The sequence below is a fragment of the Paenibacillus sp. FSL H3-0310 genome, from assembly GCF_038002785.1.
GTDB classification, from domain to species: Bacteria; Bacillota; Bacilli; order Paenibacillales; family Paenibacillaceae; genus Paenibacillus_AQ; species Paenibacillus_AQ odorifer.
This window is the reverse complement of the sequence record NZ_JBBODC010000001.1, coordinates 2,210,005-2,231,442: the sequence shown is the minus strand read 5'-3', so window position 1 is coordinate 2,231,442 and position 21,438 is coordinate 2,210,005. Positions and strand designations below refer to the sequence as shown.

Below are 21,438 nucleotides of genomic sequence, written 5' to 3'. Positions count from 1 at the left end.
CCCTCCCCCCTTTAAGTCTTCTAGTTCATTTCCTTATCAGGAGGATTGGAAACCCGATACCCTTTCGGCGATTGATGGGTGATTTTCTGGAAATTCCGATGAAATGACCGTAAGTTACTATAGCCGCAAAGGTTGGCAACTTCACCAATAGTCAGATTCGAGTTTTTTAATATATAACATGCTTGTGAGATCCGATAGTGATTCAAGTAATCTGTGAAGGGCATTTTCATCAGCTGGACAAACAGCTTTGATAAATACGGGTAATCATATTGCAGATGTTTTGCTACCGCTTTTAATGTGCAATCGGCAGAATAATTTTGTTCTACAAAAAGCAGGATTTTATAGAGCACCTTTGTTTGCGGGGTCTGTTTGACCGGAGCAAATGATGTCTGACAGATCAACTGCGCGCATACACCATACAGGAAACTTTTCTGGCTATAAATCGAATCCAGCTTTGTACAATCAGGTTCATTCACAGCATGGAGAACATTATCATTTGGTATAAAGCTTTTATAATTCATGTGAAAATCACCTATCAATTCTGTGGAGAAAAGGATTACCATAATCTCCGAAAAATCAATCGTCTCAAATTCATGCATCTGATTAGGAAAAATAAAAACCAGATCATTTTTCTGCACCTGATAGCTTTTCCCATCAATGGTGATAGATAACTGCCCGTCTTTGACATAAATAATCTCAAATGCCCGATGAAAATGAAGTGGAAAATGATAGTTTTTCAATGAAATGAGTTTAAAGTAATCTTTTTCGCTGACACCATGTTTTTCAAAAAAGGGCCACAAGTAGATTCTCCTTCACGAAAACACTAATTTTGTCTTAAAGTGTACTATATAAAGTATAGAACTAACAACGTTATTTCCTATAATATTGGATAAAGTCAACCAAGCGGAGGTTATAGGACAATGGAATATCACATATCAAAAACCGGTTCAGATCAAGGTCAAGGCACTCAGGTGGATCCCTTTTTAACCATCAATAAAGCGGCTTCAGTAGCTGTGGCTGGGGATAAGGTTATCGTTCATGAAGGGATATATCGCGAGTGGGTAAAACCGAGATACAAAGGATTAAGCGAACAAAGAAGAATTATTTATCAAGCCGCTGAAGACGAGCAGGTTGTCATAAAAGGCTCTGAGCATATACAAGATTGGCAGCAGGTTGAGAACCAAATATGGAAAGTGATCTTGCCGAACACGTTTTTTGGCATCTTTAATCCGTATGTTGAGGAAGTGTCTGGCGATTGGCTCGTCACTATAGAGGAGAAAAGACACTTAGGGGATGTATATCTAAATGGCATGTCTTTTTATGAGGTCAGTCAGTATGATCAACTGGCAGCTCCTGTCGAAAAGCTGGAGTTCAAGGATCTCTGGACACAAGAGATGGTTCCGGTCCAAAATCCAAAACAGACGACCTACGTTTGGTTTGCCGAAGTAAGCCCTGACCACACCACGATTTACGCTAATTTCCAAGGTGCCAACCCGAACAAAGAACTGGTAGAAATCAATGTACGCAGATCTTGTTTCTACCCTGAAGAAACCGGAATTGATTATATTACTGTAAAAGGTTTTGAAATGGCGCATGCGGCAACACCTTGGGCACCTCCAACGGCAGACCAGCCCGGACTGCTGGGCACTAACTGGAGCAAAGGCTGGATTATTGAAAATAATATCATTCACGATGCCAAATGCAGCGCTATCAGTATCGGCAAAGAAGCTTCCACAGGCCATAATTACCGTACCCTTCGAAAAGACAAACCCGGATATCAATATCAGCTTGAATCCGTCTTTACTGCTGAGCGTCAGGGCTGGAGCAAAGAATCGATCGGTTCACATCTTATCCGCCATAATACCATTTATGATTGCGGCCAAAATGCCATCGTCGGCCACTTAGGTTGTATTTTCAGCGAAATTCATCATAACCATATTTACAACATTGCGACAAAACGGGAATTCTGGGGCCACGAAATTGCCGGGATCAAGCTTCACGCACCGATCGATACTCACATCCACCATAACCGGATTCACGATTGTACTTTAGGTTTATGGCTGGATTGGCAGACCCAAGGGACAAGAATCAGCAAAAATCTGTTCTATCAAAATCATCGGGATTTGTTTATAGAAGTAAGCCATGGCCCTTACATTGTTGACCATAATATCTTGACAGCTAAACATGCTTTAGAGAATGTAGCCCAAGGTGGAGCCTATATCAACAATCTGATCGGCGGCAGGATGGTTCATCGAAAGGTACTAAACCGGTCCACGCAATATCATCTTCCGCATAGTACAAAAATTGCCGGTTTCTCACTTATTTATGGTGGGGACGATCGGTTCTATAACAATATCATTGTTGGAAAAGACGGATGGACAGGCGTGGGAACATCACATTTCAATCACTACACCACCTCTTTGGCGGAGTATATCGAGAATGTCCATAAGTTACACGGTGATCTTGAGGAGTTTGAACTCGTTGAACAGCCTATGTTCATTAATAACAACGCTTACTTAAACAGTGCAGAGCCTTTCGAAAAAGAGAATGTAAAGCTGGTTGAGGAAAGCTTTGATCCAGACTTCTTTATTGTAGATCAAGGAGATGAGGGATTCCTTTCCATTGATCTGCCTGGTAGCTTCGTTAACTTCTTAGGTGAAGTACATTCAACTGAAACTTTGCCGCGGGTGCGCATCGTGGATGCCGAGTTTGAGAATCCGGATGGCAGCAATATAATCCTGGATACAGATTTTCTGGATAACAAGAAAGAGAATAAAAGCACTTTAGGACCTCTTACACTTTTGAATAAGGGCAAAAATTATATTAAAGTGTGGTGATCGGTAAAGCAGGTGGCTAGTCCACCTGCTTTTTTCATTGCAATCATTGAGTCTGCTACTTATTGGCCTTAATCTTTTGAATAGATACTTCGTTTTGTTCTATTATGATTTGATATTCAACAATCTCTCCTGCTTTAAATTCTTCGTTAAATTCTTTACTGACCGTTCAAAGAATTGATCTGAAGGTCATGGACGATAAATAAAACGAATATAGATAAGTCTTGTGAAAAGTTATCTGAATGATACTCTAATTCAAAATAATAATCCTGCCCGTGATTACACCCTTTTCATCTCTGGAAAATTGAAGTGCCCTAGTTTCTTTATCGTCCGCACTGAAACTTACGGAATCCGAGTAACCGATTTGCCCTTCCTCAAACATATTTTGGACAAAAAGCTTAACACTCCAGTTATCGTATTCATAATTGAAAGCCCCTTGTTCATCAACACGCACTTCCTTTACAGATTCAGGGATAATCGTGCCGGTGGAGATTTTTTTCTTCATATCCTCTATTTTTTTAATTAGTTCCTTCTCATCATCATCAATAGAGGCAGCTGCATCTGTTGAAACCGCTGAATCAACTTTGCTGTCGGCAGAGGGTTCTTTCAACAGCTCCTGTAAATAGCTCTCAGCTTTGACAGGGTCAGCTTTGGTTGGATCCAGCGGAAGTTCAAATAGAATAGCGGTCCCCTTGTAATCGTTATTAGCGCTAATTTCCCCTGTACTTTCATTATAAGCAAACGCATCTTTGCTGAAAAAAGAACTACCATTACTGACAGCTAGATAAACCCCTCGGTCAGCGAACATCTCCACTCCATCACATTCAATCAGCCGGTACATAATTCCATCTATAACAGCCTCGCTATAGCCACCATTCATTGTTGTGATATTAACCTGCCATGGTTTTAGTCCCTTTATAAGCGGTGACACAAAGAATGGATCCTGGCCATACTCCGGTTCACTTGTAGCAGGCATGGGGCCACCGTCTATTCTGGCGATGGATACAACGGCATAGGATCTGTTTGGGTTAATATTCTGATCAGACTTACTCAGTTCTGAAAGACCTTCCCCCGAGACTATTCCATTCAACGTCACGTTATAATCACCAGATATAACCGATTGGTTGATTTCAACAGCATCCCTGCTTTCGAATGCTTTTGCCAGCAGTTGCTGGCCCAGATGCTCAGCAACCTGCTTGGGGCTAAATAGCTGTGTAGCTGCATAAGCCGTTAAAGACATTACAAGCGTGAATATAGCAACCATTAGTCCAATCGAAACTCTTTTTTTATAGGCTGGTTTCATTGGTTTAGTCTCCTTAAACTGTTGGATGATTCTTTCGTTTAATTCCTCTGTCGGCTCTGCTGTAGAAGCTAGCGCTTGCTTTAGCAGTTGATCCAACTTTTCGGAGTCATTCATTGGGATTCAACCTCCAAAATCTTTTTCATCGCCTTGCGGGCTTGGAATAGTCTGCTTTTAACTGTGCCCGGTGGAATCCTTAGCGCTGAAGCAATCTCATCAACGGTCATTTCTGCGGTATAGTACAGATAGAGCGGTATTTTCAGTTTCTCATTCAGCCGGTCTGCGGCAGCATGAATCATGTGCCGAAGCTCCTGGGACAGCAATGCATCCTCTGGTATAACCTCTCCATCGGAAGTACACGCCAGATCGACCGCTTCATTATAATCTGCTGTAGGTGCAATTCTTTGCCGCCATGCCCATTTTCTGCGTTTGTTTTTGCGTAATGAGATAGCAATCGAGATAAGGAACGCTTTCGGATTTTGGTTCAGGTCCATTTTATGCCGCATTTCCATAGCTTTTAAAAAAGTCTCCTGATAGAGATCGTCCGTATCCACCCTATTCCCCGCAAGCGTAAAACAAAATGCGTAAATTGCTTTGCCATGTAATTTTATTAGGTCACTCAACTCTTCAATTTCCAAGTAGGCTACTCCTTTCTGAATGGCCATTCACCTATATATTGTCGTAACCTTGGAATCGGTTCACTATTTTGCTGTTGACTTTGACCTTAGGGTAAGGTGTTAAGTAGAGCTAGAACCAAACATCGATGTTTTGGCTTGGAAGCTTAATTAAAACGAAAAAAGGAGATGACTTTTTGCTGTCGATTGGAGAATTTTCGAAGATATGCGAAGTTTCTACGAAGACGCTTCGATATTATGATGAGATCGGATTAATTCATCCCGATGAGATTAACCCTGAGAACGGTTATAGGTATTACTCCATTAAACAACTTAAAAAAATGCTTTTTATCAATCGTCTGAAAGGTTATTGTTTCTCGCTGGAAGAAATCAAAGACATTTTACAATGGGAACAGAATCATTCAGAAGAGAAGCTCTACTCAGCCCTTAATCTCAAGAAAAAAGAAATACAGGAGAAAATAAGCGCTTATGAATACACCTTACAACAAATCAATAGTGATGTTTTAAATTTGGAGAAAGGTATTCCCATGATGTCTTACCTGAATGAGATAAAAGTAGAGCTTGTTGAAACTCAGCCTATGAATATTCTTTTTATGCGTCAGATGTTGAGCAGTGATGACTATGCGTTAGGTTATGGACATTATTTTAGCAGGCTATATGAAAAAATCGCCACGGAAAAACTCACTTTGCTCGGTACGCCAATAACGATATATCACAGCCATGAATATAATCCAGCCGGAAATGATACAGAGTTTGCTCTCCCCATAAAAGAGGGTGTAAAAGGTACAAGAGATTTGCCTGATGCCCTTTGTGCGAGATCTGTTCTTAAAGGCGCCTATTCAGAATTGACCTCGGTCTATGCTCAGCTGAGAGAATGGATAGAAAATGAAGGTTATGAATGGGTGAACTCACCTTATGAAATCTACTTAACGGACCCGACACAGGTTGCTGTGCCTGAGGATCTGGTTACCGAGGTCTATTTTCCAGTAAAGAAAAAAAATTCATAAAGGAGTACCTTTCATGCTCAAAAACAATTATCCAACTTCAGATTGGCAAATCTCAGCCCCCGCAAACTTAGGAATGGATGCTGATATGCTTTCAGAACTAGAATCGAGGATCAAATCCGAGTATAGCAATATCAATGGGATTGTTGTGGTAAGAAATGGAACTATTGCTTATGAAAAATATTATAATGGCGCTGGCCTGAATGACACAAATCATGTGGCCTCTGTAACAAAAAGTATCATATCCGCGCTCATAGGCATTGCCATAGATGCTGGCTGTATTAACAATGCAGATCAAAAGGTACTGGAGTTTTTCCCGGACTATGTTCCAAACGCTGCTCAAGATCCGCAAAAACAAGAAATCACCTTACGCCATCTCCTGACGATGACCGCACCTTATGCTTTTGCAGATTGGCACGAACCGCTGGAGCAAATGTGTATGCAGCCTGACTGGGTAAAATATACGCTGGATATGCTAGGCCAACAAGGAACAATTGGGGATTTCAAATATTCTACCGCTGGAGCACATCTGCTTTCTGCCATCATCACGCGCAGCACTGGACAAAGTGCCCGTGAGTTCGCCAACGAACGTTTATTTAAACCTATCGGAATGAATGAAATCCCGGATTATGAGATGAGCTCATTTGGGTTGGATGATTTGTTTGGGGTTAATGTGAAGGGGTGGGTGGAAGACCCCAATCGTATCACCACAGGAGGTTGGGGACTTACGTTGTCTCCACGCGATATGGCGCGTTTTGGTTTATTATATTTGAACCGTGGACAATGGGAGAATAATCAGATCATTTCGGAGACATGGATTGAGGAATCAACAGCGATGAACCCTAATCATTACGGTTACTTGTGGTGGCTACGCGAAGAAGACGGGGTTTACACCTACTCAGCGTTAGGTGATGGTGGTAATGTCATTTGCTGCATTCCAGAAAAAAAACTTGTCGTAGCCATCGCCTCAGAATTCACACTTCAGCCTCGTGACCGGTGGACTCTGATTAAGGATTGTATTATTCCGTCTGTTGTAGAGTAAAGAAGATAGAAAACATGCTGGTTGCCACTACTTCATTAACAACTAGGAGAGCAACCAGCTGTCTACACTCTAAATCGTTTTGCTTCGAGGAAAAATAATATCGCCTTCGTTGCTGCTTACATCAAAAAATCCTACTTTGTGTTTTATAGCCAACTCCCGCATCGCCGTATAAGCTTCCTCAGCTACAGAATAAGCGAAAGCCGCATAGATGACGGATGAGCCAAGCGAGTAGTCAGTCAACCGGTTATCCGTTCCGGCTTCCTCCATCGCTTCAAAAATCTCGTCCTCTACATTCATATTAGGAAATTGCTCAGACAACTCACTATAAAAGCGTTGCAACGCCTCCGATAAAACTGATGGATCATTATAGGCATGGTCTTCCGACCACTGCACTTGCTGTTCATACCACTCCATAAACGCTGCTCTCTCTTGCGGTGCTTTAGACGTCTCGAATGCCATCAAATCATAGCTCATTTAAAATCCTCCTCTAACCCACCCTAATCGTGCATTTTCAGTTCCTATAAATTGTTGGGCTGTTTTGATTATATATTAAAAATCATCAGACCCATACTATAGAATCATGATACTTCCTCACCCGTTAAATATCATGTGAGCTCCGGTGTATCCACAAAAGTAACCACTGGCTCCATTACGCCATGTAGTTCGAATAAGATTAGCTCGTTATCACCTTGACGCAGAAGCGGCGCTGGTAAGTACAGTGTTTTAGTTGGACCCTTCTCCCAGTAGCGCCCTAAATTAAAGCCGTTTATAAAAACCTGACCTTTACTCCATCCATCCAGCTGCAAAAAAGTATCCTCAGGCTTACTGACTTGAAAGCTCCCCCGGTAAAAAGTGGGCTGCTGACGTTGCTCGCAATCTATCGGTGTGAATGATAATCCCTTAAGATGGGTTAAAGGCAAAGAACGAATCGTCCAATCATGCAGGAATTGATAGCCGAGTCTAACGCCACAGGTTATGCCTTTTGGATCACGAAGCAGCGGGCCATAATTTACACGCCCCATATTCTCCACAAGGATGTCGATCTGCAGTCCCTCCGTTGGAACCTCTAATGGAATTCCTCGCGGATCCCAGCGTTCAACTGTACCGACAAAGGCCCCATTCGCGAATACAAGCGCACGATCACGTACTTCTTGAAGGACGAGCTCCGTACTGCTGCGGGGTCCACTGATCTTCGTCGAATACAAAATGAACCCATAATTCTGATTCAGTTTCTCCATTGGCTCGGGACATGCTCTATGTACTGGGTGAGACAAAACGTCTAACTGAGTGAACAGTGGTGCTGCTTCTGTCATCAACACTTTACCATAAGCTTGTGACTTTATTAACGGCGGTAATTCCAGGGGCGGCAACGTTACGTATTTCTCAATTATTGTTCGAGCTGCATAGAATTTTGCAGTTGGCTTACCGGATTCGTCCAGCAGCGTATCATAATCGTAGCTGGTTACGATGGGCTCATATTTGTCAAAAAGATTTGCCCCATTCATAAATCCAAAATTCGTCCCCCCATGGAACATATAGAAGTTAACAGAGGCTCCTAAAGCCAGCATTTCATCCAAAGTCTCCGCTACTTCAGATTCGGGGCGTGTATTATGCGGTTTCATCCAGTGGTCAAACCATCCATTCCAGAATTCCATACACATCAACGGTCCCGTAGGCTGATATTCACGTAGTTTAGCAAAGGCTTCCTTTGCCCGTGAACCGAAATTCACCGTGGCGAACACTCCGTCAATCATGCCCCCTTGGAGCATATGATCTTCAGCTCCATCTGAAGTAAACAGCAGAACGTCCATGCCGCGGGCGATCATTCCTGCTTTTAGATCATTCAGGTAAGTCTTATCACTACCAAAGCTTCCATATTCGTTCTCTACCTGAAGTGCAAGCACAGGCCCACCGTTAGTGCTTAACAAAGGCCGCAGACGTGGAAGCAACTCATCGAAATAGGCATCCAACTTAGATAAATAGACGTTATCATTACAACGCAGCTGTATGTTATTGTCCGCAAGTAACCAAGCTGGCAATCCACCGAATTCCCATTCCGCACAAATATAAGGACTTGGCCGCAAAATCACGTGCAAACCAAGCTCTCCAGCAAGTCTAACGAAAGCCTCGATGTCAGCAAATCCAGCAAAATTGAAGCTCCCCTCCTCTGGTTCGTGTAAATTCCAAGGAATATAGGTTTCAACAGTATTCAATCCACAAGCCTTCAGCTTCAGCAAACGATCCTGCCAATATTCCGGAACGATCCGGAAATAATGAAGCGCACCAGAAAGCAACCGGATGGGTTGTTCCTCTAATGTAAAATGATCCCCTGATATGGATAACTTTCGCATATAATTTCTCCTCCAACATTGAGATAGACTATTTAATTATAGGTAATAAAAATATCAACCCATATGGACGATTCTAATGAAATATATGGAGAATTCATTGGTTGCTAGAGGCTTTTGTGATGCTATACACTATATTCATAGGGGGTTGTTACGGATGTCAAAAAGAACTCATATTTGGTTAATTACCACAGATCAAATGCGTGCGGACGCACTAGGTATCGAAAACGCTTCCGTACTGACACCTGAGCTTGACAAGCTTGCTTCGGAAGGCACACTCTTCACTGGTGCTTACTGCGCTAGTCCTGTTTGCACGCCTTCACGTTCTTCCATTTTTACAGGCAGGTATCCGCATGTTCACGGTGCCTGGAACATCGGTACCACACTCAGAGAAGACGAACTTACCTTATGCGATCATTTAAAGAAAGCGGATTATAAAACCATCGGTATAGGAAAGATGCATTTCCGCCCTCAGATGAAGGGGGACTTTTCACAAGAATATGAAGAGCCTGCTTATCGTGACCGCGGAAGAGCTTCCGATGGAACGTACTACGGATTTGATGAACATCATATTACGGAAGATAATTGTATCGGGGAATATATGGAGTGGCTTAGAGTGCGCAACCCTGAAGCGGCAGAACGTTTCAGCAAGGACCGTTACAGAGCTTCTAATGCTCAAAACGATGTGTGGGAGAGCGAAATCCCTCCAGAGCTACACCAGTCATACTGGATTGCTGAACGGAGCATCGATGTGATCCTCTCTCACAAAACCGAACAACCGCTATTTTTATGGACCAGTTTCGTCGATCCACATCACCCCTTTGACCCTCCAAAAGCTTACGCGGATATGTACGCTGACACTGACATTCCATCTCCAGCCAGCGAAGCAGACGACGTGCATCTTCGTCCTCCACATCTGCTGCGTCAGAGTCAGGGAGGATATTGGCCTGGTGGCGGTGAGGAGCATTCTCTTGATGAAGCGCATATGAAACGGCTCACCCGAAATTATTATGCGATGATTACCTTCATTGACGAGCAGATCGGACGTATTATAAAAGCTTGGCGTCAAAAAGATATGTACGATGATGTAGTCATCCTCTTCACCAGCGACCACGGAGAACTGCTCGGTGACCATGGGCTGATTTACAAAGGGCCGTGGTTTTATGAAGGGTTAACACGAATCCCGATGATCGTACGCGGTCCTGGGATTGCTTCCGGGCAACGGGTCCCTGCTTTGATGGAACATGTTGATATTGTCCCCACACTGCTTGCAGCCGCAGGTCTCAAAACTCCCTACGGAATTCAAGGTGTGTCACAGATGGAGGTGCTGGCTGGAAGAGAGTCCCATGTGCGCAATTCTGCCCTAACCGCTTATATTGCTCATGATCGCGGCATTAACGCTAAGTGTTTGCGTACAACACGCTATAAGCTGGTGATCTTCGCAGGTGAGACCTACGGTGAATTGTATGATTTGAAAGAGGATCCTCGTGAGAACTCCAATCGTTTTGAAGATCCCGATTATAGTGATATTCGCCATTCGATGATTGAATTGCTCGTCCATCGAATGATTCAAGATCAGGACCCTTTGCCTGAACGCCGGAGTAGCTGGTAAATTCACTAACCTTTCTTTCTATCCTTAACAGACTTAGGGCAACCTGAAAGTTCAGGTTGCCCTAAGTTATGATTATTCCCCCAATTGGGATGCCTTTAGAATATGAGAAATTGGGCGTCCGGCAATCCATTCGCCGTTGTTTACAAACCCTTCCTCTCGTCCCTCCAGCTCGTGAATAAGACGCTCTCTCCATTCTTTTATGCGCTCGAATTTATCAATACAGCCTATCGCATTAATCTTCTCAGAGGGGTCTGCCGCTAAATCAAAATACTGCTCTTCCCCTGTCTGAGAATACCAAATAAATTTCTCTCTTCCATCCGTTAAGAAGTGGTGGGACTTTTCTCCATAGGCTTGTTCCCCATGAATATAAGATCGCCACAATGTCTGATCTCCCCTGCACAGCGGCAACACACTTTGCCCTTCTACTGTAAATGGTATTTGAACGCCAGCAGCTTCAAGAAATGTGGGCATAATATCGCGAAGCTCTACAATGGAATCAAGCCGGGAGCCGGCAAGAAGTCCAAGCGTTTCTCCCGGATCAAACACTATGAAAGGAATCTTAGCACTTCCTTCATAAGGAAGAGATTTCCGGAAGTAATGGTGATCCCCCATCATTTCACCATGATCAGAAGTAAATAGAATCAAAGTTTCATTTAAAACTCCATACTCCTGCAGCCCATTGATCAACCTCCCAATTTGGTCGTCAAGATGCGTAATTAGCGCGTAATACGCGGCACGGGCACGATCCAATCTGCGCTTTGGCAAATTAGTGAACGAAGAAGTTGGATCCTTAGCTCCGTTTAAGGCAGCACTCTCGTCCACCCAATCTCCGATTGGAGGATCAGGAAATTCCAAGTCCTTGTACATATCTAGATAACATTGTGGCGGATCCAAGGGGGAATGCGGGCGAACGAAGGAAGACCATAGGAAAAATGGTTTCCCAGGGTCTCTTCTTCGCAAAAAGTCTAGCGACTCGGTTACGCACCAATTCGTTGGATGCATCGCTTCCGGCAAGTGCCAGGGGCGGGCAACCGTTGAGGCGTTGCAATCGAGGCCTAAGTCAGTGATATCCGAATTGGTATCAGTTTGTCTTCGCAGCCACTGCAAATAATCGTCCACTTGATCATAGTGTTCATCATGGAACGTTTGGTTCTTATCCCGATTGTAGTGAAGATATCCATCATGAAGCACCACATTATGGAATCCACATAGATTACGTGCAGGATACACATGCATCTTGCCAACACACTGCGTATGATAACCAGCTTGAGCAAGCTCTCCGGCAATCGTATGGGCGTAATTCCATTCAACCTTATCCTGATAACCAACCCGGCCATGTGATCTTTGCCCCATTCCTGTCATGATAGCAGCCCTGGCGGGAATACAACTGGGGGTAGCCGAATACGCGTGCTCAAATAAGATCCCCCTTGATGCCAGAGCGTCCAGGTTGGGTGTCTCAACGACGGGATGTCCCATAATGCTCAGGCAATCAAAACGCATCTGATCTACGGTGATAAGCAGAAGGTTAGGCTGCTTTGTGTCCTTTTGATTGTCCAGATTAGTATCAATCATAACCTCACCCCCTTCTTAAACCCCAGCGATCACAGACGGTGTTGCAATCGTGTGCCATAAATTCGCACTTATCGCCCTGGGGTTGCCCTCGTCAACAAGGCCGTCGAACGTCAGAAGCTCCTCTTCTAATTCAGCAATCTGTTCCACGTTCCCTTCGACATAACGATTGATTCGATGAATCGCCGTTCTGATTCTCTGAAGCAATCCTCCCATACGAAGATCAAAGACATCAAGACCAAACACCTTATTTTCCTGCTCCCATTGCACTCGATAGTCGTCCATGAATTGTCTGGCCAAATCAGATAATTGTGGCAAAGTCACCTTGGCAAAGTGAGCCAATTCCTCTAAATCTCCACGATGATAAGCTTCGCGTATAGAAATCCCGATTTCGCTCTTTATTTCGAGCAAGCGACACAAGCTGGCTTGTACAGAGAATAAGGATTGCCAAGGCGAATTGCGAGTGATCGCCTGTTCGAGCTTTTCTGCACTTTGCTGATAATGCTTCGAATACGCGCTAGGAATAACATGTCGATCGAACAAACCACATAAAATATCTTGATAAAGCAAGTATTTAGCCGGATTGATAGAACATCCCCCCGGTGCCGAATTACCCGGAACCAAGTTGGCCGCATCGAGTGCCATAAAGTCATCATAATTGCCTTGCACGCAGCTACTGAATCTTTCTTTGACATGGTTCTCCACGAAACATCTCGTGTAGCAGAGCTCCGCCCAAAGTTGAAGGGTAGGAAGAACCGAGAAAACGGAAGCTTCAGCGCCATTATCTCCCCATGCGGTAATCAACACTTCTTGAATTCCATACTTAACACAGCTATCATGAGCCAGCAGACTGACATGGCGACTGAATTCATTGTTTGGAGCGAAGCCCATCCATTTCCAAGCACCACCTGCAAATCCAATATGATCATTCAGCTGCTTATGTTTGCTTAACATCCCGTCGTATTTCTCCTGCGTTTCCGAATAATAATCCCAGTAGATCAAGGTAACATCTTCAGGAATCAGCTTTACAATATCAGGGCTAATTGGACTTTCAGCATCGTAATATTCTCCGGAACTGGCCAGACGAAAAAACATGTCGCTCCACATCATCGTCTGGAAACCATATTTTCTGGCGATCTCCATAACAGTGCTAAAGTGTTTTAACATTAACGAGGAGCGATCCTGATACCCATGCTTATCCAGGTATTTACCAAGTCCCATCATATGAGCTTCGTCCATCCCGATATTTATGCGGCGACTGCTTACATGAGCCGACATAAAAGCAAACATTCGATCAATTAACTCATAAGTTCTGGGATCATCAATAAGGAGAATATCCTCGAAATCCACAAGCGGTGCATGTGCCTGCCATTTCAACGCTTGGCCGAGATGGGCCAGGGTCTGAATACAAGGAACCAGTTCTATGCCAAATAACGCGGCATACTGATCCAGCTCCCGAATTTGATCTCCTGTATATCGGCCTCGCAAATAGCCGAAATAAGGGTATCCCTCCAGTTCGTAGGTGTCTTCCGTATACAACTGAACCGTTGAATATCCCATAAGCGCTAAACGCCGGATCAATTCCTTGTATCCTTCATAGTTAAGAACCGCATTTCGCGAACAGTCTACCATGAAGCCTAACTGTTCATAAACCGGCCGTTCATTAATTTCAACTCGTTCTCCACGGCGTACGTTCTCAAGAAATCGGCTGAGTGCCCGGAACAATTGATGTTCCTGTTCATACGCAATGGTGACCTGAGCCTCATCGTAAGATATTCGAATGCCCTTCCCTTGCTTCTTACAAATCACTGGTATCCCTGAGCGTTCCATTCGAATACTCAATATTCCCGCTACTTCTGAAACAGCTGCTAACTGTTTCTCGGTTAACCCTGTCAAATGAATGCTAAGGTTCATAGACTTTACCCTCCCAATCTTATAAGTATGCGGTCTGTAGCGCCGCACAGTCTAAGCCATACTTCAAATAATTAAACGGAAGATCCGGGCTACTAGCGCCCGGATCTTCTCTATTCATCCATTATTCAATACCTTGTTCCTTGGCCTTCTCATTTACTTCCTCTATCATTTTATCAAGACCTTTAGCCTTATAATCGTTCACAATGCTATTCCAGTAACTCTCAACGGGTTCTTTGGAAAGCATGATCTTAAGCAAATCATCATGGTCAAGCACAGTAAATTTATCCTTTGTTGGGGTGGACATATAAGTTAACCGAATGTCGTATTCTGGCACCTTTGTATTGTTCTGAATCCAGTCGATGTAATCGACAGCTTCTTTGCGGATTCCTTCGTTAGCAATCGTCGGGTTATCCATGTTATAGCTATCTGAAGTTTCATAAGCCACCAAATTCTTCAGAAATCTGCTAGCTGGATACTTCTCATTTAATGAACCCTTTTCAATGACAACCTTCTGCCCATTTTCGAGCTTATAATCTACACCTTCGATGCCATAAGTCAACAGATCCTTGCCTTCAGGAGACAACACATAATCATAGAGTGCCATGATGCGATCCATCTTTTTATCGTCAATCTTATTGCTGAAATAGCTTTCTGACCAGTATGTTTTAAAGATGGCATGTGAACGTTCACCATCAGGACCGATAAGCGGCTTGAGCGCCTTCACGCTCTCCGTCATATCCTTATCCGGATAAGCTGTTTTCCAGCGTTTTTCATACATATCGCTATTTAAATTTATGAAACCTCCACCGCTTAGAAGAGCAGCTGCTTTGCCTGCTACGAAATTGTCATAGGACTCTGCTGGTTTGACGAGCGCGATGTCTGGATCGATCAATCCTTTTTCGTACATATTCTTCATGTTTTGCAGCGCTGGCAGCGCATTTTTAGAGAATACAGCAGGGATAAACTTTCCATCCTCTTTGATCCATTTAAAATCACTGCCGCTTCCATCACTAGTAGCAACCGGGTTGCCATACAACCAGAAGAATCCGCCCAGCATCTTGGTAGTTGTCGTCGTAAGGCCAGTAACATGCTTGCCTTCCGGATCCGACTTTACGATTGCATCAAGCATGGCTTCAAACTCTTCCCATGTCTCTGGCTCTTTGGTGATCCCAGCCTTTTGAGCAAGATCCCAACGATAGAAGACCATACGATCCAGTGCGCTCCAATCAACACTCGGGAACATCCGGCGAGGCACAGTATAATACTTTCCATCTACTCCTAATCCTTTAATATCTGGCGATTCAAAGTATTTTGCAAGGTTTGGATACTTTGAAAGATCCGGGAGCGCTTTGACAACGCCTTGATTCACCCATTTGCGCTGATATTGCGTGCCGACGGCGTCGATCGCGAAAATGTCTGGCAATTGGCCGGAAGCGGCCCACATTTGAATCTTCTGGGTATAGTCATCCCAAGACAAATTGACAGGTTTTAGTGTGATGTTGAATTTCTCCAATACTTGTTTAGCGATCGGGTCCTTTTCGATGTTAGCAATCTCGGCATCCGCATCCCAAAACCCAAGAGAAATGGTCATTGGATCCTTGTAAGGATTATCCGTGGAGTTAGAATAATTCGGAGATGTTTCACCGTTTGAACCAGCCTGCCCTTTGCCGTTATTGCCTCCACCGCAAGCCGTGAGTACTGAAGCCAACAAAGTTATACATAATGCCAATGTCATTATTTTCTTTCTATGCATGCTTGAAACCTCCCTTTATACTATTTTAGGATAGAATCAATCTATTTAAAATCTTTCTTATCCTTTTATTGAACCCACCATAATCCCTTTATTAAAATGCTTCTGCAGGAACGGATAAACAACAATAATCGGAATACTCGAAACTACAATCGCTGCCATTTGAAGTGCAGGTGTGTAGACCTTCCCCGTCTGCTCCTGCTCGGCCATCGTTTGTGCCATTTGGCTTAGCAAGGAATTCGAAGTAATGAGTGTCTCCCGCAGATAAATCTGAAGTGGTGCTTTAGCAGCGTCACTGATAAAAATCAGCGCATACCACCATTCATTCCATCTTTCCACAGCATAGAACAAAGCAAAAGTCGCCATGAATGGAGCAGAGATCGGAATAATGATTTTGAAAAGAATGTACAGATCATTCGCCCCGTCCAGCTTAGCCGATTCTTCCAAGCTTTCTGGAATGGTATTGAAATAGTTTTTCATAATGATTAGATAAAACGTATTGAGACCCGCGGGGATGATCATGACGAGTATATTGTTTACGAATCCTAGATCCTTAACGACTAAGTAAAAAGGAATTAAACCGCCATTGAAAAACATAGTGAACAAGATCATGCTGAGCATTATGTTTCTGCCGGGCATACCCCGCTTGGATAATGCGTAGGCTCCCGCCACAGAGATTGTCATACTGAACAACACGCCAACCACAGTTACGATGACAGAATTAAAGATGGAAGTCCAAAACTTCATATCCTGAAGCAAAAGCTTGTAAGCGGACAGGTCAAACGAAAGCGGAAAAATATAAAAGTCACTTTTACTAATCGCTTCGAACTTTGCCACAGAGATAATAAGAACATTATAGAAAGGAAAAAATGTTACTATTGCTAGGAGCCCCAGAACCACGAATGCGACGATATCGAAGACACTCCACTTTTTTCTCTTTTTAACCGTTGTGTCGGTCACTTGCTTCTCCCCTTTTCCTGCAGATTAATACAGCCCTTCCTCGCCCATCTTCTTAGCGAACGTATTGGCCGCCCATAAAAGGATTAGGCTGATAATGGACTTGACGACACCCACGGCGGTCATATATCCAAAGTCTCCTCCAATCGTGAAGGAAGTCCGATAAATGTAAGTATCGATCGTGTCGGCAACCGAATATACCGGCGAACTATACAGGTTGAAAATTTGCTCAAAGCTCGAACCTTGGGTTAGTAGTTGTCCAACTTGAAGGATTAACAGAACTGCGACTGTACTCTTCAAACCCGGCCATGCGATGTTTAGCAAACGGCGAAACCGGTTCGCTCCGTCCACTTCAGCCGCTTCAAACAGCTCAGGATTGATCCCTGCCAGAGCCGCCAGGTAAATGATTGAATCCCAACCGATCTCTCGCCACACATGCGTGATATACAGAACGGGTCTGAATGCACTTTCATCGACAAGAGGAGAATTCGGATCTCCACCAAACAGCATGATGATCTGGTTATAAATCCCGTCCTTGCTTAAAATATTGATAATAATCCCCGACAGTACAACCCACGATATAAAATGCGGGAACGTCAGGATCGTCTGAAAAAACCGCTTCATTTTTGTCCTGGAAAACTCATATAAAACTATCGCCAGGATAATGGGCATCGGGAAATGAGTGACCAGCTTCATCAAGCTGATAATGACCGTATTCCAAAACGCCTTGCGAAAATCGGGGTCGGTCAGCAGCGTTTGAAAATTCTCCAACCCAACCCAAGGACTTCCCAGAATCCCCTCACTGTAATTAAATGTTTTGAACGCTAGCGTTACACCGTACATGGGAGCATAGCTGAAGAGGGCATACCAGATTAACACCGGTAGAACCATGAGGTAAAAATACTTGTACTGTAAAATCGTTTTTCCTAAACTTTGCTTTGGAGCACGAGTTTTTAAGCTTCGTTTAGGCGTACGAGCGGTTACAGAATCAGCCAATCTTCTCCCCACCTTTCTGTATGAGTTTGTTATGCTTGTAAGCGATTTATATGGTAAATTATATCGGGAGTGTAAATTCTCTTGTATAGAGAATACAACTCCGATTATGTGGATTTTTCACACCTTTGCGGGAGACCTTCCTGTGGCACGTAATATCGGACATAGTGAGCGTAAGATCGTCCATACCCCCCTTGGTCCACAATCGCTAGGATAAATCTAAGAGCTCTATAAAGAGAGGGGGATTCACTTATGCGTTCAGTAATTATTGCAGATGATGAGAAGTGGATTGTAGAAGGAATTAAAGCAGGAGTGAATTGGAAGAAATACGGCTTTGAAGTGATCGACGATGCCGAAAATGGGCAAGAAGCCCTTCAATTAATTCAATCGCTTCGCCCCACCCTTGTTCTAACAGATATCAAGATGCCTGTTATGAATGGACTAGAGCTCATTCAACGTGGCAAGGCCATCGCGCCTGATACGATCTTTATCGTACTCAGCGGACATGCCGAGTTCGCTTATGCACAAAAGGCAATGAATTATGGCACTTTCGGATATTGCCTCAAACCCTTTGAAATCGAAGAAATTGAAGGAATGCTCAACCGAATAGCCCAGCAACACGATTCCAAGACAGTTAAAGAACAACCTATCCACGACTTCGAACTTTATGAAGCGGTTTGTTCCGGAGATCTTGAACGAATTAACTTATGGTTGGATGAGAAGAAAATACCCTTGTCGAAAGATACCCCTCATATCCCCATTGTTATCCAAGGGTTAAGTTCACCTGTAGATGTCAGGCAGTTCTCTTCCCTGGTCTTCCCAATGAGCCGCCGTCGGTATGGTTACTTATTGGAAGAGTGCCAATACGAAGTCTTCCTCCAGGGTCTTGAACAAACAGAAGTTGTACAAGAGTGCGGAGTCGGGATCGGTCCTCCTATTTCGGATATACACCAATTAGATGCGTCTTTAGAGTCCGCCTCTCATGCTGCTTTCAGTATGTTCGCAACAGGGATGCCCGGATGTTACAGGGTGAATCCACAGCAGGACATACCGATCGACGAGAAACTCAAAGAGATTTCCCGGATTCTTCATAATAAAGACCGGCTCGGTTTCATAGCAGCCATGGAATCGATAAAGAAATTATTCAAAGAGGGAACGTTCACCATTAAAGAAGCCTATTTGCTCTATACATCGATCCTCTACTTATTTCCTCGGGAAGGGACTCGGGTTAGCGGCCGTTTTTTTGAAGGATATGAACAGCTCTATTATCGGTACGGCACGGCTGAAGCTATGATCGATGATCTGATTCTTATGACACTTGATATTTTTATGAACAGAAACGAATCTGATATTTCACGAATCTCAAACCACAAAGTCAAAGAAATCATGTTATACATCCGCAACCATTTCAATCAAGAAATTTCGATCCAGCAATTAGCCAATCAGTTTTTTTTAAGCCCAAATTACTTATGCCAATTATTCAAAAAAGAGGTCGGCGAGACCATCATCGAACATATCAGTCGTTTACGAATTGAATACGCTTGTAAAACGCTGATCGAAACCAACCTTTCCATTTACCAAATCGGTGAGAAATGCGGTTTTCAGGATTATTTCTATTTCACACGAATTTTTAAGCGGCATCTCAAAATGACACCTACACAATATAGGGAACTAAACAATGAAGACATTTAAGAGACTATCCATCCGTACTCAGGTTTTGCTATTCGGGTTATTTATTGTTGCCATTATCCCAATCATCGTTTCACGAGTCTACCAACTATCAAGCGAGACTATCATTAATCAAAATACGCAATACAATACGGAGCTGGTCTCCCTCCTCAAACAACGGATTTCTGACAACTATGCCAACGTCTCTTCCATGATGATGAATGTGGGTTACGATTCGACCGTCCAAAAGTTCCTAGTCGAGAATGATAAGCTTCGAGTCTACGATCTATCCCAAAAAGTTGAAGGATTGTTGAGCATCGCCCGAAATATGAACACGGATATCTTAGATATTATTGTTATCGGTAGCTCAAACACACGTATTTCCTTAGCAGGAAGAACAAAATATGCTATCGATCTTATGAAAACAGCTGAGGAGGATGGAATCGTTCATTATCGCGGATACAGTCCTCCAGACAAAGTCATCGACAAGAGAAAACTGCTTTTCGGGATGAACATCTTCGCTTCAGGTGACACGTCCCTATATGGTGAAAAAATTGGCTATCTCGCAGTTATTGTAGATATGAAAGCCATTCAAACTGAAATTTCTGAGTATCCCCGATTGGTCGGAACCAGCTTTTTTATGATGGATGATAAAGGCATGATCTACTCTAATAGCAATGAGCCGGAGGATATGCTCCAGCAGTTTCAAACTCGGGCAACTGGAAGGGATGGAGAGTCCATCGTCGAGACGGTTCATGGAAAGAAATATGCAATTCAGTCCTTTAGCTTACCGGAGATCTCTGGAAAAATCATAACCGCTGTTCCTGTCCATAATTTAATGAAAGAACTGGAGAAATTGAAGAAGGTCAGCTATGCTCTTCTAGCCTTAATCTTGCTGGTCGTCTCTATTCCCTATTCTGTGCTTATGATGAATCTCTTAAGACCGTTGTCTAGGCTTATGCGCTATATGAATCAATTAAAAGGCGGAAGTCTGGGGATATTGAATAACAAGGTCGATTTAAAGGGCTATGCTGAGATTGAAATCATCTCTCGACAGTTCAACGATATGACCACACGGATCCACGATTTGACGGACCAATTAATCGATGCTTCAACTCAACTTTATCTGACCGATCTGGAAAAGCAGCGGGCGGAATATTCGTATTTACAAAGTCAAATTAATCCGCATTTCTTAAGTAATACTTTAGATACAATCAAGGGCGTTGCGATCGTAAAAGGAAATCGGGATATCTTCGAGATGACTACCGCCTTAAGCACAATGCTCAAGTACAGCATCAAAGGCAAAGAGGAGGTAACTCTTGGGGAAGAGCTGAAAATCGCGGAATCTTGTGTGAGGATTTACCAAGGCCGTTTCCCGGACAAATTTACTTACAAGCTGTTGTGTCCACAGGAATGGCTACACATTCCCGTGCCTAAAATGATCCTTCAACCTATTGTTGAAAATGCGCTTGGTCATGGGCTTGAGGCACAAGGACAAGGAATTTTGCTGATCTCCGTAGAGAAAAACGAAGCGGGGCTGCTTGAAATCGTGGTTGAAGATAATGGTGTAGGTATCGATACAACAAGACTGGAACAACTTACGGAGTTGCTGGCTGGTAAGAATATAGAATCAGGAGATCATATCGGTCTCCTAAATGTCAATAATCGTCTAAATCTTAAGTATGGCGATCCTTGCGGCGTTCTGCTGTACAGTAAGGAGGGTAGCGGGACGAAGACCGTTTTGAGGCTTCCCGGATCTTTAATAGATCCACAAAAAGCGAGAACATAAATAGGGAGGTTGCCCATTCAGGG

The 21,438-nt window shown here is 43.5% G+C and carries 16 protein-coding genes; 6 read left to right on the top strand and 10 right to left on the bottom strand.

Annotation, left to right across the window (positions count from 1 at the left end; translation table 11 throughout):
- Positions 1-20 precede the first annotated feature (20 nt).
- Positions 21-800 (bottom strand): AraC family transcriptional regulator, encoded by a 780-nt coding sequence (locus MHH63_RS10030; RefSeq protein WP_076303304.1) that lies wholly within the window; start codon positions 798-800, stop codon positions 21-23.
- A gap of 120 nt (positions 801-920) precedes the next feature.
- Between MHH63_RS10030 and MHH63_RS10025 the strand changes: the two genes are divergently transcribed.
- Positions 921-2,837: a right-handed parallel beta-helix repeat-containing protein gene (locus MHH63_RS10025; protein WP_076303305.1), complete on the top strand. Its 1,917-nt coding sequence runs from the start codon at positions 921-923 to the stop codon at positions 2,835-2,837.
- A gap of 247 nt (positions 2,838-3,084) precedes the next feature.
- On the opposite strand, the gene MHH63_RS10020 is transcribed toward MHH63_RS10025, so the two are convergent.
- The gene (locus MHH63_RS10020; RefSeq protein ID WP_076129716.1) at positions 3,085-4,251 is read right to left on the bottom strand and encodes a hypothetical protein; all 1,167 of its coding nucleotides are present in this window, start codon (positions 4,249-4,251) and stop codon (positions 3,085-3,087) included.
- Entirely contained in the window at positions 4,248-4,799 is a 552-nt protein-coding gene (locus MHH63_RS10015) for an RNA polymerase sigma factor (RefSeq protein WP_076303306.1), read from the bottom strand. Before MHH63_RS10015 ends, MHH63_RS10020 begins: the two co-directional genes overlap by 4 nt.
- Before the next feature lie 146 nt (positions 4,800-4,945).
- Here MHH63_RS10015 and MHH63_RS10010 point away from each other — a divergent pair, with 146 nt between their 5' ends.
- Together MHH63_RS10010 and MHH63_RS10005 are read left to right on the top strand one after the other, a co-directional pair.
- Positions 4,946-5,776, top strand: coding sequence for a MerR family transcriptional regulator (locus MHH63_RS10010; protein ID WP_076303307.1), 831 nt, complete (start codon positions 4,946-4,948; stop codon positions 5,774-5,776).
- Between the two features lie 13 nt (positions 5,777-5,789).
- Positions 5,790-6,815 carry a serine hydrolase domain-containing protein gene (locus MHH63_RS10005; RefSeq protein WP_076303308.1) on the top strand — a complete coding sequence of 342 codons (1,026 nt, stop codon included), beginning with the start codon at positions 5,790-5,792 and terminating at the stop codon, positions 6,813-6,815.
- 69 nt (positions 6,816-6,884) lie between these two features.
- Here the strand turns inward: MHH63_RS10005 and MHH63_RS10000 are convergent, their stop codons facing one another.
- Entirely contained in the window at positions 6,885-7,289 is a 405-nt protein-coding gene (locus MHH63_RS10000; protein WP_076303309.1) for a hypothetical protein, read from the bottom strand.
- A 131-nt stretch (positions 7,290-7,420) separates the two neighbouring features.
- On the bottom strand, positions 7,421-9,166 hold the full coding sequence (locus MHH63_RS09995; protein WP_076303310.1) for a glycoside hydrolase family 35 protein: 1,746 nt from the start codon (positions 9,164-9,166) through the stop codon (positions 7,421-7,423).
- Between the two features lie 154 nt (positions 9,167-9,320).
- On the opposite strand from MHH63_RS09995, the gene MHH63_RS09990 reads away from it, so the two are divergent.
- Complete coding sequence (locus MHH63_RS09990) at positions 9,321-10,775, top strand: sulfatase family protein (RefSeq protein WP_076303311.1); 1,455 nt, start codon at positions 9,321-9,323, stop codon at positions 10,773-10,775.
- Between the two features lie 72 nt (positions 10,776-10,847).
- Here the strand turns inward: MHH63_RS09990 and MHH63_RS09985 are convergent, their stop codons facing one another.
- From MHH63_RS09985 to MHH63_RS09965, 5 genes are all read right to left on the bottom strand, one after another.
- Complete coding sequence (locus MHH63_RS09985) at positions 10,848-12,347, bottom strand: arylsulfatase (RefSeq protein ID WP_280753097.1); 1,500 nt, start codon at positions 12,345-12,347, stop codon at positions 10,848-10,850.
- 15 nt (positions 12,348-12,362) lie between these two features.
- Positions 12,363-14,258 carry a family 20 glycosylhydrolase gene (locus MHH63_RS09980; protein WP_076303313.1) on the bottom strand — a complete coding sequence of 632 codons (1,896 nt, stop codon included), beginning with the start codon at positions 14,256-14,258 and terminating at the stop codon, positions 12,363-12,365.
- A gap of 121 nt (positions 14,259-14,379) precedes the next feature.
- A complete protein-coding gene (locus MHH63_RS09975; RefSeq protein WP_076303314.1) occupies positions 14,380-16,011 on the bottom strand; it encodes an extracellular solute-binding protein in 1,632 nt (543 codons plus the stop codon).
- 57 nt (positions 16,012-16,068) lie between these two features.
- On the bottom strand, positions 16,069-16,968 hold the full coding sequence (locus MHH63_RS09970; protein ID WP_076303315.1) for a carbohydrate ABC transporter permease: 900 nt from the start codon (positions 16,966-16,968) through the stop codon (positions 16,069-16,071).
- 24 nt (positions 16,969-16,992) lie between these two features.
- Positions 16,993-17,961, bottom strand: a complete 969-nt coding sequence (locus MHH63_RS09965; RefSeq protein WP_076129727.1) for an ABC transporter permease — start codon at positions 17,959-17,961, stop codon at positions 16,993-16,995.
- A 249-nt stretch (positions 17,962-18,210) separates the two neighbouring features.
- Here MHH63_RS09965 and MHH63_RS09960 point away from each other — a divergent pair, with 249 nt between their 5' ends.
- Both MHH63_RS09960 and MHH63_RS09955 read left to right on the top strand, forming a co-directional pair.
- Positions 18,211-19,650, top strand: a complete 1,440-nt coding sequence (locus tag MHH63_RS09960; RefSeq protein WP_339187422.1) for a response regulator — start codon at positions 18,211-18,213, stop codon at positions 19,648-19,650.
- Positions 19,637-21,415: a cache domain-containing sensor histidine kinase gene (locus tag MHH63_RS09955; protein ID WP_036688197.1), complete on the top strand. Its 1,779-nt coding sequence runs from the start codon at positions 19,637-19,639 to the stop codon at positions 21,413-21,415. Before MHH63_RS09960 ends, MHH63_RS09955 begins: the two co-directional genes overlap by 14 nt.
- Positions 21,416-21,438: the final 23 nt, after the last annotated feature.

Bases quoted from the DNA above. Each gene is read 5' to 3' on its own strand.
- MHH63_RS09975 (WP_076303314.1), bottom strand. From the start codon at position 16,011: ATGCATAGAAAGAAAATAATGACATTGGCATTATGTATAACTTTGTTG.
- MHH63_RS10015 (WP_076303306.1), bottom strand. From the start codon at position 4,799: ATGGCCATTCAGAAAGGAGTAGCCTACTTGGAAATTGAAGAGTTGAGT.
- MHH63_RS09985 (WP_280753097.1), bottom strand. From the start codon at position 12,347: ATGATTGATACTAATCTGGACAATCAAAAGGACACAAAGCAGCCTAAC.
- MHH63_RS10025 (WP_076303305.1), top strand. From the start codon at position 921: ATGGAATATCACATATCAAAAACCGGTTCAGATCAAGGTCAAGGCACT.
- MHH63_RS09960 (WP_339187422.1), top strand. From the start codon at position 18,211: ATGCGTTCAGTAATTATTGCAGATGATGAGAAGTGGATTGTAGAAGGA.
- MHH63_RS09955 (WP_036688197.1), top strand. From the start codon at position 19,637: ATGAAGACATTTAAGAGACTATCCATCCGTACTCAGGTTTTGCTATTC.
- MHH63_RS09980 (WP_076303313.1), bottom strand. From the start codon at position 14,258: ATGAACCTTAGCATTCATTTGACAGGGTTAACCGAGAAACAGTTAGCA.
- MHH63_RS09995 (WP_076303310.1), bottom strand. From the start codon at position 9,166: ATGCGAAAGTTATCCATATCAGGGGATCATTTTACATTAGAGGAACAA.
- MHH63_RS10005 (WP_076303308.1), top strand. From the start codon at position 5,790: ATGCTCAAAAACAATTATCCAACTTCAGATTGGCAAATCTCAGCCCCC.
- MHH63_RS10000 (WP_076303309.1), bottom strand. From the start codon at position 7,289: ATGAGCTATGATTTGATGGCATTCGAGACGTCTAAAGCACCGCAAGAG.
- MHH63_RS09990 (WP_076303311.1), top strand. From the start codon at position 9,321: ATGTCAAAAAGAACTCATATTTGGTTAATTACCACAGATCAAATGCGT.
- MHH63_RS10020 (WP_076129716.1), bottom strand. From the start codon at position 4,251: ATGAATGACTCCGAAAAGTTGGATCAACTGCTAAAGCAAGCGCTAGCT.